Origin of the sequence: Caballeronia sordidicola (genome assembly GCF_000729995.1) — a bacterium.
Lineage (GTDB): Bacteria > Pseudomonadota > Gammaproteobacteria > Burkholderiales > Burkholderiaceae > Caballeronia > Caballeronia sordidicola_A.
The window spans coordinates 20,736-34,998 of record NZ_JNFG01000010.1 but is presented as its reverse complement, the minus strand read 5'-3'; the positions used below and the strand labels follow the sequence as shown (position 1 = coordinate 34,998).

The 14,263-nt window shown below is 59.8% G+C and carries 11 protein-coding genes; 6 read left to right on the top strand and 5 right to left on the bottom strand.

The window, feature by feature from the left end; translation table 11 throughout:
• Positions 1 to 23: 23 nt before the first annotated feature.
• The 4 genes from FH08_RS0111005 to FH08_RS0110990 form a co-directional block, all read right to left on the bottom strand.
• Positions 24 to 485, bottom strand: coding sequence for an Lrp/AsnC family transcriptional regulator (locus FH08_RS0111005; RefSeq protein WP_031358367.1), 462 nt, complete (start codon positions 483 to 485; stop codon positions 24 to 26).
• A gap of 134 nt (positions 486 to 619) precedes the next feature.
• A complete protein-coding gene (locus FH08_RS0111000) occupies positions 620 to 1,072 on the bottom strand; it encodes an ester cyclase (protein WP_031358366.1) in 453 nt (150 codons plus the stop codon).
• A 167-nt stretch (positions 1,073 to 1,239) separates the two neighbouring features.
• On the bottom strand, positions 1,240 to 2,091 hold the full coding sequence (locus FH08_RS0110995) for an oxidoreductase (RefSeq protein ID WP_031358365.1): 852 nt from the start codon (positions 2,089 to 2,091) through the stop codon (positions 1,240 to 1,242).
• Between the two features lie 28 nt (positions 2,092 to 2,119).
• Positions 2,120 to 4,018 (bottom strand): potassium transporter Kup, encoded by a 1,899-nt coding sequence (locus FH08_RS0110990; RefSeq protein ID WP_031358364.1) that lies wholly within the window; start codon positions 4,016 to 4,018, stop codon positions 2,120 to 2,122.
• Positions 4,019 to 4,324: 306 nt separating this feature from the next.
• Between FH08_RS0110990 and FH08_RS0110985 the strand changes: the two genes are divergently transcribed.
• On the top strand, positions 4,325 to 4,951 hold the full coding sequence (locus FH08_RS0110985) for a ParB-like protein (RefSeq protein ID WP_031358363.1): 627 nt from the start codon (positions 4,325 to 4,327) through the stop codon (positions 4,949 to 4,951).
• Between the two features lie 103 nt (positions 4,952 to 5,054).
• Here the strand turns inward: FH08_RS0110985 and rpoD are convergent, their stop codons facing one another.
• The gene (rpoD, locus tag FH08_RS0110980) at positions 5,055 to 6,944 is read right to left on the bottom strand and encodes an RNA polymerase sigma factor RpoD (protein WP_152602802.1); all 1,890 of its coding nucleotides are present in this window, start codon (positions 6,942 to 6,944) and stop codon (positions 5,055 to 5,057) included.
• Positions 6,945 to 7,703: 759 nt separating this feature from the next.
• Here rpoD and FH08_RS0110975 point away from each other — a divergent pair.
• The 5 genes from FH08_RS0110975 to dapA all read left to right on the top strand — a co-directional run bounded on the left by FH08_RS0110975 (position 7,704) and on the right by dapA (position 14,246).
• On the top strand, positions 7,704 to 9,131 hold the full coding sequence (locus FH08_RS0110975; protein ID WP_031358361.1) for an FAD-binding oxidoreductase: 1,428 nt from the start codon (positions 7,704 to 7,706) through the stop codon (positions 9,129 to 9,131).
• 114 nt (positions 9,132 to 9,245) lie between these two features.
• Positions 9,246 to 10,352, top strand: coding sequence for an ABC transporter substrate-binding protein (locus tag FH08_RS0110970; RefSeq protein ID WP_051888131.1), 1,107 nt, complete (start codon positions 9,246 to 9,248; stop codon positions 10,350 to 10,352).
• 52 nt (positions 10,353 to 10,404) lie between these two features.
• Positions 10,405 to 11,502: an ABC transporter ATP-binding protein gene (locus FH08_RS0110965; RefSeq protein ID WP_031358359.1), complete on the top strand. Its 1,098-nt coding sequence runs from the start codon at positions 10,405 to 10,407 to the stop codon at positions 11,500 to 11,502.
• Positions 11,503 to 11,598: 96 nt separating this feature from the next.
• A complete protein-coding gene (locus FH08_RS0110960) occupies positions 11,599 to 13,314 on the top strand; it encodes an ABC transporter permease subunit (RefSeq protein WP_152602801.1) in 1,716 nt (571 codons plus the stop codon).
• 26 nt (positions 13,315 to 13,340) lie between these two features.
• A complete protein-coding gene (gene dapA, locus FH08_RS0110955; protein WP_031358357.1) occupies positions 13,341 to 14,246 on the top strand; it encodes a 4-hydroxy-tetrahydrodipicolinate synthase in 906 nt (301 codons plus the stop codon).
• The last annotated feature ends 17 nt before the right edge of the window (positions 14,247 to 14,263 follow it).

Below are 14,263 nucleotides of genomic sequence, written 5' to 3'. Positions count from 1 at the left end.
TGACGATTTTTTCACAGGGACGCTTAAAGCAATGGCAACCCCGCATCACGCTTTACCTCGCGCAGCGAAAGCGTGGACTCGACGGCCGTAACGCCGGGCAATGTCCGCAATACGTCTCGGAGGAACGTGCCATAGTCCTCCAGATCTCGCGCGACGACTTGCAGCAGATAGTCTGCGCTACCGGAAATGTTGTGGCACGAAACAATACGCGGTATGGCCTGGATTTCGCGCTCGAACCGGTCGGCCAGTTGCCGGTCGTGCACGCCAAAACGCACCAGCGTAAATGCGACCAGACCCAGTTTCAATGCGGACTTGGACAAAACCGCCCGATACCCTTCTATATAACCTTCTGCTTCCAGCCGCTTGAGACGTCGAGCGCACGGCGTTTCGCTAAGTCCAACGGCTTCGGCGAGGCTCGCGTTAGTCGCGCGGCCATCGGCCTGGATCGCGATCAGCATTGCGCGATCTATCTTGTCGAGTTCCATACGGTCCATCCGTCATCCTCCATGAAGGATACGAATGTTAGTGCATTCCGCTAAATCCCGCGGTCTCCCGGCGGGAAATACCTAACTCGCTAATATAGTCTGACGTAATGAGCGCGCTGCAACTGCCTGGTTTCCTAAGCGGGCCGGTTAGTCATGCCCGGCGGCAACTCGCCAATTTGCCGGAATAAGCCCAGCCAGTCTTCAAGGTGCCACGTCTTCGCAATGCGGTCATCGCGGAATTCATGGAAAGAATGAATCGCGAACTCGACCACCTTGGATGTGGCTGGAATGCCCATGAGCGGTCCCGACTGCGTGCCCGTGACCTTTGCACGCACGCCGACCATGGCATCGTGGATCAGGACATTGAGCAGGACGATTTTCATATCGGGCAACGCGTGCAACAGGTCTGCAAGCATGGGCGCGATCTGCTCCGCGCCGATCGCCTGTCCCGATGCACTTGGCAGATACTGCCAGTCAGATGTGACGGCCGTGCGCAGGAGCGCTATATCCGCAAGCTCGATGGCACGATAGAAACGCGTGATGACATCCCTTGTGGCGGCGTGCCCGGTTTCGTTCGATGCAGTCATGTTCGGTCCTCTCCGGCGCTCATGAGGCGTTCATGGGACGCGCATAGGCAAGCAGTCGGCCCCGCTTCCTTATGCCGTATCGCATCTGCATATCTGCACAGGACAGGGTTTCAGCAATGATAAGCCACTTGGCAGACACCCTCTGAGCACGCAACAGAACGCCTTACTCACGTAGGAAAGTCGGTCGATCGCGACAACGTCTCCCAGGTCTTCAGCTCCTGCTCGACAAACGCATGCTTCTCACGAACCCGCGCCAAGGCGTCCGTGCCCAACTGAAGCCGCAGCGGCGGATTGGCGGCCGACACCAACGTCAGCAGCGCTTGCGCGAGCCTCTTCGGATCTCCTGGTTGCCGACCGTTGAATGCGCTCGCCGACACTCGAACCTTGCCGGCGGTTTCGGCATAATCCGCGATCACGTTCTCCGCTTCCATCGCGGACGATGAATCGAGAAAGTCCGTTCGGAAATAGCCTGGCTCGACGACCGTGACATGGATGCCAAGCGCCGAAAGTTCTGCGTGGAGCGCTTCTGAAAGCCCTTCCACGGCGAACTTGGTTGCGCCGTACACGCCGAAACCCGCACCGACCCGATAACCGCCCAGCGACGACATGTTGATCACATGCCCGGAGCGCTGGCTGCGCATTTGCGGCAGCACGGCGCGGGTGACGTTCAGCAAACCCATCACGTTGGTGTCGAAAATGCTGCGGACCTCTTCGGCACTGGTCTCTTCGACCGCGCCTGCCAAGCCATAACCGGCGTTATTGACAAGCACATCGATGCGGCCGAAATGCTCCATCGCCAGCTTGACGGCTTGATGAGCCGCGGACTCGCTGGTGACATCGAGGTCGACAGCCAACAGGCCCGGCTGCGAGCCGAGTGCGTTGGTGACGGCGCTCGATTTGCGGGCCGTGGCAACCACGGCGTCACCTTGAGCGAGCGCCGCAGCGGTAATCTCGGCGCCCATTCCACGCGATGCGCCGGTGATCATCCAGACGCGCTTGAAGCTTGTTTGCGGGGTCATTTCGAACCTCTCCGGTCAGGCACCGCCTTTACATATTGATCTGTCCGCCCAACTCCACCACGCGATTAGGCGGCAAGCTATAGTACTCCGCCGCTTGCGCCGCATTGCGACCCAGGAACGCGAACAGCTTCTCGCGCCAAAGCGCCATCGCCTTGCTTTCACCGGTCGCACGAATCGTGTCGCGGGCGAGGAAGAACGAGGTATCGGCAGCGTCGTAAGTCCAGCCGGGAATCTGCTTCTGGATCAGCGTCAGAAGCACCGGCACGTCCGGAATCTCCATGAAGCCGTGACGCACAATGACCGCATAACAACCATCGCCAAGATCCTCCACCACGGCCTTGTCGGCGTCCCTGACATGGGGCACGTTGTCGGTCGTGCCAGCAAGAAAGATGTTCGTATTGTGCAGCACGCGGTTGTGCTTGAGGTTGTGCATGAACGCCGTCGGTGTCATGCCGGCCACGCCGCCCGGAAACACTGCCGTGCCTTCAACGCGCGACGGCGGGTGACTGCTCCTGCACAGCGAATAGATGATGTCCTTGAGCGGCAAGTTATCTGATTTCATCCGGTCGACCAGCATTTCGCGGCCCTTGTGCCAGGTCGTCATGATCGTGAACAACGTAGCGCCTGCCAGCAGCGGAAACCAGCCGCCGTCGAGGACCTTGCTGACGTTACTCGATACAAACACCGCGTCGACAACCGCAAAAGGCCCGATGACAAGCGCTGTTGCCAGTGGTTTCCAGTGCCATAGGCAATGCGTGATGAAGTACATCAGCAACGTGGTGAGCAGCATGGTGGACGCCACCGCGATACCGTAGGCAGAGGCGAGGTTATCGGATGATTTGAAGAACACCACCAGGAACACAACGGCCGCGAACAACGAGAGATTGATGAACGGCACGTAGACCTGGCCGATCTCATGCGTCGACGTATGAACGATCGGAATGCGCGGCAGGAAACCAAGTTGTACTGCTTGCTTCGTCATGGAGAACGCACCCGAGATCACCGCTTGCGACGCGATGATGGTCGCCGCCGTCGCCAGGATGACGAGCGGGACAAGCGCCCAGCCGGGAGCCGACTCGAAGAACGGTTGCTTGAGCGTATCGGGATGCATCATGACAAGCGCACCCTGACCGAAATAGTTCATGACCAGACTCGGCCAGACGAGGAACATCCATGCGAGACGGATCGGCTTTTTACCGAAATGCCCCATGTCCGCATACAAGGCTTCACCACCCGTCAGCGCGAGGAAAACCGAACCCAGCACAATGAATGCCGTGCCCGGGCTATGTGCCAGGAAAGCGATGGCGAAGGTCGGCGAAGCCGCTTCAAGAATGACCGGATGCTGGACGATGTGCAGCAAGCCCAACGCGGCCAAGGTCACGAACCACACCACCATGACCGGCCCGAAGACCTTCCCCACGGCACTGGTGCCGTGCTTCTGGATGGCGAACAATCCCGTCAGGATAACCAATGAAATCGGCACGATCCAGGCGGTGAGCTGAGCATCGATAAGCGTCACGCCTTCCACCGCCGAAATGACGGAAATGGCCGGCGTAATCATGGAGTCGCCGTAGAACATGGCCGCGCCGAACACGCCGAGCGTTAGCAGGACATTACGCAAGCGCTCGGGAGCGACGCCTGATGCCAACGCGGTCAGCGCAAGAATGCCGCCTTCGCCGTCATTGCCTGCGCGCATCACGAAGCTGACATACTTGAGCGTGACGACAATCAGGATCGACCAGAGAATTAGCGACACGATGCCAAACACGTTAGTCTGACTGACCCCGCCCGCGGCCTTCAGGCACTCCCTGAGGGTATAAAGCGGACTTGTGCCGATGTCGCCAAAAACAACGCCTACAGCACCGAGCATGAGAACCGGCGCCCCTTGTACAACTTTGGTCGAAGAATTTGCGACTGATGCTGACATATGCCTTTCGCTCGATTTGTTAATCACCACCGCTAACCGGGATGGCCCACAGGCTAACCGGTTTCATCGGCATGGACCTCAGCATTTACACCAAGCGCGCCTCATCATCTCAATAACACGCCCCGTAACAATAACCGCGAAAAATGACGGTGGGTCATGCAAAACAAATGCGAAGCGCGCGCGTTTGAATAGCGTGACCAGGACGCGAACGTCCGCGCACCGCCCGGACTGCTTGCGCAAACTTGTTGGCTCGCACTGCGTCGGGTACGCTTGCCGCATACTAAATAAAGACCCGGCGTACACGCTATGAAAAAATTAGTCAGGCTGGAATTGCAGCAGATCCATCCAACGCAAATAACCGCCGGAATGCTGGAGGTCGATGAGAAACGCAAGCACTTCGCGTCCCTGCCCGCGGAAGAATTGAAGCGCGCGCTCAAGGCCCTGCCTATTCCGGCCGTGTTGGGCCGGGATGGTACCCACTTCGCGACTGATCATCATCACCTTGCGCGGGCGCTATTCGATGCCCAGATTAATTACGCTTACGTTGAAGTCATGGCCGACCTGTCGAAACTGAAAGGCGACGCCTTCTGGCTGGAGATGGCAAACCGGCGATGGGTGCACCCCTATGACGAGCACGGCATCCTGCATGGCGTTGCCGCCATTCCGCCCAATGTCTCGGGGCTCATAGACGATCCGTACCGGAGCCTGTCAGCGTTTGTTCGCAATGCGGGCGGCTACATTAAAACGCCAGAGCCGTTTGCCGAATTCCAGTGGGCGGACTTCTTCCGGACTCGCATCCGCTTGTGGAGCACGTCGTTTCAATTCAGCGCCGCCGTGAAGCAGGGGGTGCATCTTGCCAGAAGTCCGGATGCGTTGGTACTGCCGGGGTTCTACAAGAGCAAGGTTGGCACTGGAGCTGCGGCCGGCGCTTGATGACGGGCTCGACGGGTTAGCGGCAGATCCACATACAAAAACGCCGTTGGACCCTTTCGAGTCCAACGGCGTCTAGATACTGCAGCGATCCTTACGGCGAACCTTAATGCGCCAGGAACGAGCGCAACTTCTCCGACCGGCTCGGATGCACGAGCTTGCGCATCGCCTTGCTTTCAATCTGGCGAATCCGCTCACGCGTCACATCGAACTGCTTGCCGACCTCTTCCAGCGTATGGTCGGACACGGTGTCGATACCAAAGCGCATGCGCAGCACCTTCGCTTCACGCGGCGACAATGAATCCAGCGCATCCTTGATCGCCAGACGCATGTCGGCGTGCATGGCGGCATCAGCCGGGGATTCCGTGGCCGAATCTTCCACCATGTCGCCCAGCGTCGTGTCGCCGTCTTCGCCCAAAGGCGTTTCGAGCGAAACCGGTTGCCGCGCGATCTTCAGAATGCTGCGAACCTTTTCTTCCGACAAATCGAGGCGAACCGCCAGCACCGACGGATGCGCTTCCTGTCCCGTCTGCTGCAGGATTTCGCGCGATACGCGGTTCAGCTTGTTGATCGTCTCGATCATGTGCACCGGCACGCGAATAGTCCGGCCCTGATCGGCGAGCGAACGCGTCACAGCCTGACGGACCCACCACGTGGCGTACGTCGAAAACTTCCAGCCACGACGGTATTCGAACTTGTCCACAGCCTTCATCAAGCCAATGTTGCCTTCCTGGATCAGATCCAGGAAATGCATGCCGCGGTTCACGTACTTCTTCGCGATCGAGATCACCAGACGCAAATTCGCTTCTGTCATTTCGCGCTTCGCCTGACGCATCTTGTGCTCGGCGGACGTCATCTGCTTGTTGAGCGCCTTCAGCTGCAACAACGGCAACATCAGGTTCGACTCGATCTGGATCAGCTTCTGCTGTTCCGCCTGGATGGCCGGCAGGCTGCGTTCCAGCGCCTTGCCATAGACGCTCGAGGCGGCGTGACGGGTTGTCCACTCGAGATCCGTCTCGTGGCCCGGGAACACTTCCACAAACTTCTCGCGCGGCATGCCCGCGACGTCGACCGCGATCTTCAGGATGCGGCGCTCGATAGCGCGAACCTGTTCGACTTGCTCGTGAACCTCGGCGCACAACTTATCGATGGTACGAGCGGTAAAGCGGATCGTCGCCAGTTCTTGCTGGATGTGTTCCTGCACGCTCGGCCATTCGCCGGTGCGCGAGTCGTCGGCGGTATAAGCCGCATGGAACGCGTCGAAATGGTCCCGCACGTTCGAGAAAATAGGCAGGCAATCGCGCAGCAAATGCTTGAGACGCGTTGCGTTCGCACGCGTGGCCTGCTCGTCCTCGGTCTCGCCGTCTTCGTCGTCGCTTTCCGACGCGAGTTCGGCTTCGTCGAGTTCAGCGTCGGTATCGGCATCCGCCGCGACCGCGTCTTCGTCCAGCGTGGTGTCCTTGAAGCCGTCGACCAGTTCGTCGATGCGCAGCTCGCCCGCGACAATCTTGTCCACGGTCGTGAGCAACGTGACCACGGTCGACGGGCACGCGAATGCCGCCTTGATCATCTCGCCGAGGCCATCTTCAATGCGCTTCGCGATTTCGATCTCACCCGCACGGGTCAGCAGTTCGGTGCTGCCCATTTCGCGCATATACATACGCACGGGATCGGTCGTCCGGCCGAATTCCGAGTCGACGGTCGCCAGCGTGACTTCCGCTTCCTCGTCCGATTGCTCGTCCGACACCGCCGTGGGGGCGGAATCATTCAGCAGCAGCGTTTCCGAGTCCGGCGCTTCTTCGTAGACGGCCACACCCATGTCGCGGAACGTGCTGACAATGGTTTCGATAGCCGATGTCTGCGCAAAGTTACCCGGCAGGTGATCGTTGATCTCCGCGTGGGTCAGGAAACCTTGCTGCTTTCCCAGTTGAATCAACGCCCGCATCTGGCGTTGACGTTCATCGGCCTGCTCGGGCGAGCAAACGCTTTCGTCCATTGGGCGCGACAACTTGTCCGCAGCCCCACGGCGGGCTTTCGATTTTTTTGCAGGAACGCCGTTGCCGGCGGTAGATTCGGTTGGATCAAAACTTGTCATACATTTCCTCGACAGCTTTGCTCTGTAATAACAAACCAGTGCACAAGCGGTTAGACACGAGCACTACCGTGACGACCGACGGGATCATCACCTCGGGTTCAGCTATTCAGCTTATTCAGCCAATTCGATGCGTTGATTCGAGCAAAACTGAATCAGTTTGGAGGCGGGGCGCGCTAACGAGCGCAGTACTCGCGCGGGTCGTACAGTCTATAGCAACTTGGTTGCGGCTAGTGAGGTAAACGCCAATATCAGGCGTATTTAGTAGCCGAGCGCAGCAAAACACCAACATTTAGCTCGGACAAGTAGTCAATTGCGGACGAATTAGCTCGATTCAAGACCGTGCAAGCCACATGAAGTCCCCTAATTGAGCATAAAAAAAGCGCCGTTATTCCGACCCCGATTAACGCGCGCTGGTTCGGTGACGGACGATTTTCGTCGACTTTGCTTCTCGTGAGGTGGTTTTTTCGCGTCGCAGCTTTGCAGGGAGCCGTGCACGTACCTCGCTGACTGTCAGATTGGCGATAACGCCTATTTTAATCGCATTGCGGTCAATCGCATTTCAATGCGATTTTTTTCTCCCTACTCTCTTCGTTAGACGCGGCGCTTCCGATGATCCTTTGATGATCCGGGAGGCCGTCGATGCCTATCGAGGAAGTTGACATGAAAAACGTCACGGCGTTGATCACAGCCCTGGAAGCGGAACTCGGAGCCGATGCGGTACTGACGGCCGAATCCGACCTCGCGCCTTTCACGGAAGACTGGCGTGGCCGCTACAAAGGTCCGGCGGCAGCGCTCGTCCAGCCCTCGAATACCTCGCAGGTGTCGGTCGTCGTGCGCTTGTGCGCGGAGTACGGCGTCCCGGTCCTGCCGCAAGGCGGCAATACCAGTCTGTGCGCGGGCGCGGTGCCGGCGAACGTGGGCCTGCCGCCGGTCATCGTCAATTTGACGCGCATGCGGCGCATTCGTCATATAGATGCAGCTAACGGCTCGATGGAAGTCGAAGCCGGTTGCGTGCTGAAGACCATCCAGGATGCGGCAGCCGCCGAACAACGCTTGTATGCGGTCAGTCTGGGCGCCGAGGGTTCGTGCCAGATCGGCGGGAATTTGTCGACCAATGCGGGCGGGACCGCCGTTCTGCGCTACGGCAATACGCGCGACAACGTGCTGGGTCTGGAGGTCGTACTCGCCGACGGCACCGTCTGGAACGGGCTGCGCGCCTTGCGCAAGGACAACACAGGACTCGACCTGAAGCACTTGTTTATCGGCACGGAAGGCACGCTCGGGATTATCACGGCTGCTACGTTGAAGCTGCATCCGCTGCCGGCGCAACACGCGCTTGCGTGGTTCGCCCCAGTGGACCCCGCCGCCGCGCTGCACATCCTGGGGATATTCCAGGCCGCGTGCGGGTCACGGCTGAGCGCCTTCGAGATGATCAACCGCCGCCAGCTCGAACTCGTGATCGAGCATGTTCCCGGCCGTCGCAATCCGCTCTCGGAGCTGCATGAATGGCATGTGCTGGTTGAACTGGGAGACACCCACGGCGGCGAGGAAATGACTGCGTTGATGCAGCAAACCCTGGAACACGCGGCCGAAGCCGGGTTGATCCATGACGCCGTTCTCGCCAGCAACGAGACCCAACGCGCCGCCCTCTGGGAAATTCGCCATAGCGTGTCCGAAGCCAATAAGAAAGCAGGCGTGGGCCTGACGACCGACTGTGCGGTGCCGGTGTCGGCGGTGCCGCTGTTCATTGAGCGCGCCACGCAAGCGGTGCATGCCATTGTTCCCGGGCTGGACATCATCGTGGTCGCGCATCTTGGCGACGGCAACGCGCATTTCATCCCCTTCTTCACCTTCGAAGCCTGGCGCCAACTCGCCGATCGCTCCTCGATGGCCAACACCATGCGCCGCTGCGTGAACGACGTCGCGCATGAATTGCGCGGCACGTTCAGCGCGGAGCACGGCGTCGGGCAAACCGGGCTGCCGGAGATGGCGCACTACAAATCCGCAGTTGAACTCGGCCTGATGCGCGCGGTGAAGAACGCGCTCGATCCGCACAACCTGTTCAATCCGGGACGTTTGCTGCCCTGAATTTCCGGGTCCCGCTTTTTTGATCGTCTCGGGACCACCGATCCAGGCCACAACAAGAAGCCTGGACGTTCGCATCACAGCGTTTCTGTTTCTATCCACACCCTTGGAGCCGACATGAAAAAGCAGCCCGCACGCGATGAGATTCAACAGCTTCAACAACCCGGCCGCCGCACGGTCATCAAAACGGCTGTCGCCGGCGCTGCCGCTGTGGCGTTCCCGTTCGTCTGCACGCCCTCGCGCGCGGCGAACAAACGGATCGTCATTCGCGACGATGGCGGCATCTACACCAAGGCGTATGGCGCCGTTTTCTACAAGCCGTTCACGGAGAAAACGGGCATTGAAGTGATCGGCGTGCAAGCTAACGCCGAACCCACAGCGCAGATCAAGAGCATGGTCGAGACCGGCAGCTACACGTGGGACATGGCCAAGATCAGTCAGCCTGCCATCCTCCTATTGACGGGCGGCGGCAAGGAATACCTGGAGAAGCACGGGCTTGAAGCCGACCCAGTGATCGCGAAGATTCCATCGCAATACATGTCGCCGTATGGCGTTGGCACCAACATTTATACGACCGTGCTCGCCTATCGCACTGACGCCTTCAAGGGTCGCAAAGCCCCTAATTCATGGGCCGATATGTGGAACGTCAAGGACTACCCAGGCCGTCGCGGCTTGCGCAAGTATCCGTTCGATACCTTCGAAGAAGCGATGATGGCCGACGGCACGCCGCTCTCGCAGGTCTATCCGGTCAACTTCGACAAGGGCATCGCGAGCCTCGACAAGATTTCCAAGCACGTCGATGTGTGGTGGACCACGGGCTCGCAAGTCGAACAGATGCTGGGCTCCGGTGAAGTCGACATGATCAGCACGTGGGTATCGCGGGCGCAATCGGCTATTGCAAACGGCGCGCCGGTGGCGATCGTCTGGAACCAGAACATCTGGGGCGTCGACAACTGGTCGATCCTCAAAGGCACGCCGAATGCCGCCGCCTGCCGCGAGTTCATCAAGTTTGCGTCCGACCCGAAACGTCAGGCCGCGCTGGTCGAATTTTTCCCGGCCGGTGTTACGCAGCCCGAAGCATTCAACTACATCAAACCCGAGATCGCGAAGAACTGCCCGACGTTCCCGGAGAACATGAAGAACGGCCTGCATATCGATGCGAAGTTCTGGCAGGAAAAACAAAGCGTCGCGCTCGAACGCTTCAATAGCTGGATCCTGACCTGAGCGCTGTTTTTATCGCTTCCTTTGTGTTTTCACCGTCACGGATGCCGATTCCATGCCTGCCTCGAACCTTCAAATCACCGGACTCTGCAAGCGTTATGGCGACTTCGTTGCCCTCGCGCCCACCGATCTCGATGTCGCCCAGGGCGAATTCCTGACCCTGCTCGGACCCAGCGGATCAGGCAAGACGACGCTGCTCAGCCTGATCGCCGGGCTCGCGCAGCCGGACGATGGCCAGGTGCGGATCAATGGCGTCGACGTGACGTATGGAGCGCCGTATGAGCGGGACATCGGCATGGTGTTTCAAAACTACGCGCTGTTCCCGCACATGACGGTAGCGGAGAACATTTCGTTCCCGTTGCAGATGCGCAAGACCGACGCCAAAGCGACGCGTGAGAAGGTCATGCAAGCGCTCGAGATGGTGCATCTGCCGCATGTGGCAGGGCGTTATCCGCGGGAATTGTCGGGCGGTCAGCAGCAGCGGATTGCACTCGCGCGCTGCATGGTCTACCGTCCGTCGATCATCCTGATGGACGAACCGCTCGGTGCGCTCGACAAGAAATTGCGCGACCAGATGCAACTGGAGATCAAGCGGATTCATCGGGACCTGGGCACGACGATTGTCTACGTCACGCACGACCAGGAAGAAGCGATGACCATGTCCGACCGCATCTGCCTGATGAACGCCGGATCGATTGCGCAACTCGGCACGCCCGCCGATCTGTACTTCCGTCCGAAGAGCGTGTTTGTCGCGGACTTCCTTGGCGAATCGAACCTGCTCGACGCGGTGGTCACAGGGCGCAGCGGCGATCAGGTGCAGATCAGCGTGCAGGGCGGCGCGAACGTCAACGCGATGGCGTACGACTCCGTGATCCGCGACGGCCGCCCGGTGAAACTGATGCTGCGCCCGCAGAACCTGCAGATCCACGATGGACCGCCGGGAGCGTCGATTAACGGCGGCACGTTGTCGGCGAAACTCACCGACATCATGGTCACCGGCAGCATGACGAAGCTTTATCTGCAGTCACATATCAGCGATGCCCCGCCGCTTGTCGCGGCTTTTCCCACCAACCGGCTCGGCCGTCAGTACGAGATCGGGCAGACGCTCGGGCTTTCGTGGCTGACCGCGGACGCTGTTGCCATTGCGGGGTAAGCGATGAATCGTTCCGCCCTGACCGCTGAACAAATGCATCCCGACGCACCGCCGCCACGCCCTGCCCGATGGCGAGCATGGTTGCGACCCGGCGCGATGAGCGCGCCGATCATCGTGTTGCTGCTCGTGATGCTCGTGTACCCCGTCGGCCAGTTGTTGCTGCTGAGCGTACATAACGGCAGCGGCTTTACGCTCGTTGAATACAAGCGGCTCTTTGCTTCGCCGGTGTATGTGGATGTATTGCTGATCACGCTGAAGGTCTCGTTGTGGACGACCTTCTTCTCCGTGCTCACCGGGTACCCGATTGCTTACCTGATTTCCTCGCTGACGCGTGAACGCAAGAACCGTCTGCTGTTCTGGGTCCTGCTCTCCTTCTGGACCAGCTTTCTCGTGCGCACGTTCGCATGGGTCGTGCTGCTCGGGCGCAACGGCGTGATCAACCAGATGCTGCTTGGACTTGGCATCATCGACCGGCCGCTGAGCCTGCTCTATAACTTTTCCGCCGTGATCGTCGGCATGGTCCACGCGCTGATGCCGCTCGCGGTGCTGACCATGCTCTCGGTGATGGAGAACATCGACCGCCGCTTGCCAAGCGCTGCCGCCACGCTCGGCGCGCGTCCGGGCACAGTGTTCTGGAAGGTGTATTTCCCGCTGTCGCTGCCGGGTGTGGCCGCAGGCGCGTTGATGGTGTTCGTCACGGCCATCGGCTTCTTCATCACACCCACGCTGCTCGGTGGACGCCATCAGACCATGATTACGCAGCTGATCATCGACCAGGTGATGCAGGCGTTGAACTGGGGTTTCGCGGGCGCAATCTCCGTGCTGCTGCTGGCGGTCGTGCTGCTCGTGTTCCTGATCTATGACCGCATGGTAGGTCTCTCCACCATGGCCGGCGGCAGCTCGTCCGCGCGTGGTCCGAAGCGCGGCGGCGGCTGGAGCCGCAAACTCGGCGATGTGATCCTGACCGCGCTGGGCAACGCGACAGATGCGGTGATCGGCGTATTGCCCAAACGCCGCAAACGCCGCGCCGCCAATGTCGAAAGCCTGACGTTGCGCGTGGTGGTGATCCTGCTGCTGGTCTTCCTGAGCGCGCCTGCGTTCCTGATGATTCCACTCTCGTTCGATTCCGCGTCTGGCCTCGCGTGGCCGCCGCACGGTTTCTCGTTGCAGTGGTATCGGCAGATCACTGATTCGCCGTTGTGGATGCAGGCCATCACGCGCTCGATGCTGGTGGGTATCGGCACCGGCATTCTCTCGATGCTAATAGGCACGCCCGCCGCATTCCTGCTGGTGCGCGGCGGCATGAAGGGCAAGGCGGCCATGCTTGCTTTCATCCTCGCGCCGATCGTGGTGCCACGCATGATCATTGCGGTAGGCGTGTTCTATTTCTTCGCGAAGATCGGCCTGATCGGATCATCGTTCGGCCTCGTGCTGGGACACACCGTGGTGGCCGTGCCCTACGTGGTGATCACCATGATGGCCGTACTGCGCAACTACGACACGCGGCTCGACCTCGCCGCGCACAGCATGGGCGCACGCCCGTGGGCCACGCTGCGCCGCGTCACGTTCCCGATTCTTGGCGCAGGGTTGATGTCGTCGTTCCTGTTTGCTTTCGCCACTTCCTTCGATGAACTGACCATCGCGCTGTTCTCGTCGGGCGGCTTGAGTACGACCTTGCCCAAGCAGTTCTGGGACGAAATCACGATGCAGATTTCACCGGTCATCGCGGCCGTTTCCACGTGCCTGTTCGTCTTTATTGCAGCCTTGATCTGGGTGGCGGACCGGTTGCGCCGCCGCAGCCTCGCTTCTTGAATAACCTTGTTTTCCAGGACTAACTCATGCTTTCAGCCCTCCAACTGCGTGGCGTCTTGCCGGCCATTCCAACTCCCGTCAATCCCGATGACACCATCAACGCCGACGCCGCTCGCGCGCTCATGCGCTATCTGCTGAAGCAGGGCGTGGACGGGGTCGTGCCGCTTGGCGGCACCGGTGAATATGGCGCACTCTCGCGCGCCGAGCGCATTCGCATGGCCGAGATAACGGCGGAACAGGCAGCGGGCAAGGTTCCCGTTATTGCGGGCGTGCTCGATCCCGGTTATCACGATGCGATGCAAGCGGGCAAGGACTTCGCGGCCGCCGGCGCCGATGGTCTGCTCGTGCTGACGCCCTATTACACGAATCCGACGCAAAGCGGCATTCGGGATTACTTCATGCGTTACGCCGATGAATCGCCGCTGCCGATTCTCATCTATGAAATCCCGTACCGCACGCGGATTGCGATTGCGCCCGAAGTGCTGCATGAGTTGTCGAAGCATGAGCGGATCATCGGCATGAAGGCATGCAACACGGACATGTGGCATTTTCTGCGCACCGTTGCGGGCGTGGATGAATCGTTCGCCATACTAAGCGGTGAGGATACGTTGTTCCCGTTGCACGTGGCGGCCGGCGCCAAGGGTGGGATCGTGGTGACGGCGACGTTGCTGCCGACTGCGTGGAGAAAAATTTATCAGTTGGCGTCAGAGGGGAAGACGCAGGAAGCGTTGACGCTGCATCGCTCGCTGATTCCGCTGATGAACCTGGCGTTCGCCGAGACGAATCCCGGTCCGATGAAGTCCGTGATGGACCTGATCGATGTCCACGCGCCCGCGATGCTCGCGCCACTGGTTCAGGCGGAGCCGGGGTTATCGGCGAGCTTGCGCGTGGAACTGGAGAAACAACTCGACTTGTTTGAACGCGGGGTTTGACGCGTTGTTGTTAAAAC

Excerpts from the sequence above, each read along its gene's own strand:
- FH08_RS0111005 (WP_031358367.1), bottom strand. The coding sequence starts at position 485 with ATGGAACTCGACAAGATAGATCGCGCAATGCTGATCGCGATCCAGGCC.
- FH08_RS0111000 (WP_031358366.1), bottom strand. The coding sequence starts at position 1,072 with ATGACTGCATCGAACGAAACCGGGCACGCCGCCACAAGGGATGTCATC.
- FH08_RS0110995 (WP_031358365.1), bottom strand. The coding sequence starts at position 2,091 with ATGACCCCGCAAACAAGCTTCAAGCGCGTCTGGATGATCACCGGCGCA.
- FH08_RS0110990 (WP_031358364.1), bottom strand. The coding sequence starts at position 4,018 with ATGTCAGCATCAGTCGCAAATTCTTCGACCAAAGTTGTACAAGGGGCG.
- FH08_RS0110985 (WP_031358363.1), top strand. The coding sequence starts at position 4,325 with ATGAAAAAATTAGTCAGGCTGGAATTGCAGCAGATCCATCCAACGCAA.
- rpoD (WP_152602802.1), bottom strand. The coding sequence starts at position 6,944 with ATGGACGAAAGCGTTTGCTCGCCCGAGCAGGCCGATGAACGTCAACGC.
- FH08_RS0110975 (WP_031358361.1), top strand. The coding sequence starts at position 7,704 with ATGAAAAACGTCACGGCGTTGATCACAGCCCTGGAAGCGGAACTCGGA.
- FH08_RS0110970 (WP_051888131.1), top strand. The coding sequence starts at position 9,246 with ATGAAAAAGCAGCCCGCACGCGATGAGATTCAACAGCTTCAACAACCC.
- FH08_RS0110965 (WP_031358359.1), top strand. The coding sequence starts at position 10,405 with ATGCCTGCCTCGAACCTTCAAATCACCGGACTCTGCAAGCGTTATGGC.
- FH08_RS0110960 (WP_152602801.1), top strand. The coding sequence starts at position 11,599 with ATGAGCGCGCCGATCATCGTGTTGCTGCTCGTGATGCTCGTGTACCCC.
- dapA (WP_031358357.1), top strand. The coding sequence starts at position 13,341 with ATGCTTTCAGCCCTCCAACTGCGTGGCGTCTTGCCGGCCATTCCAACT.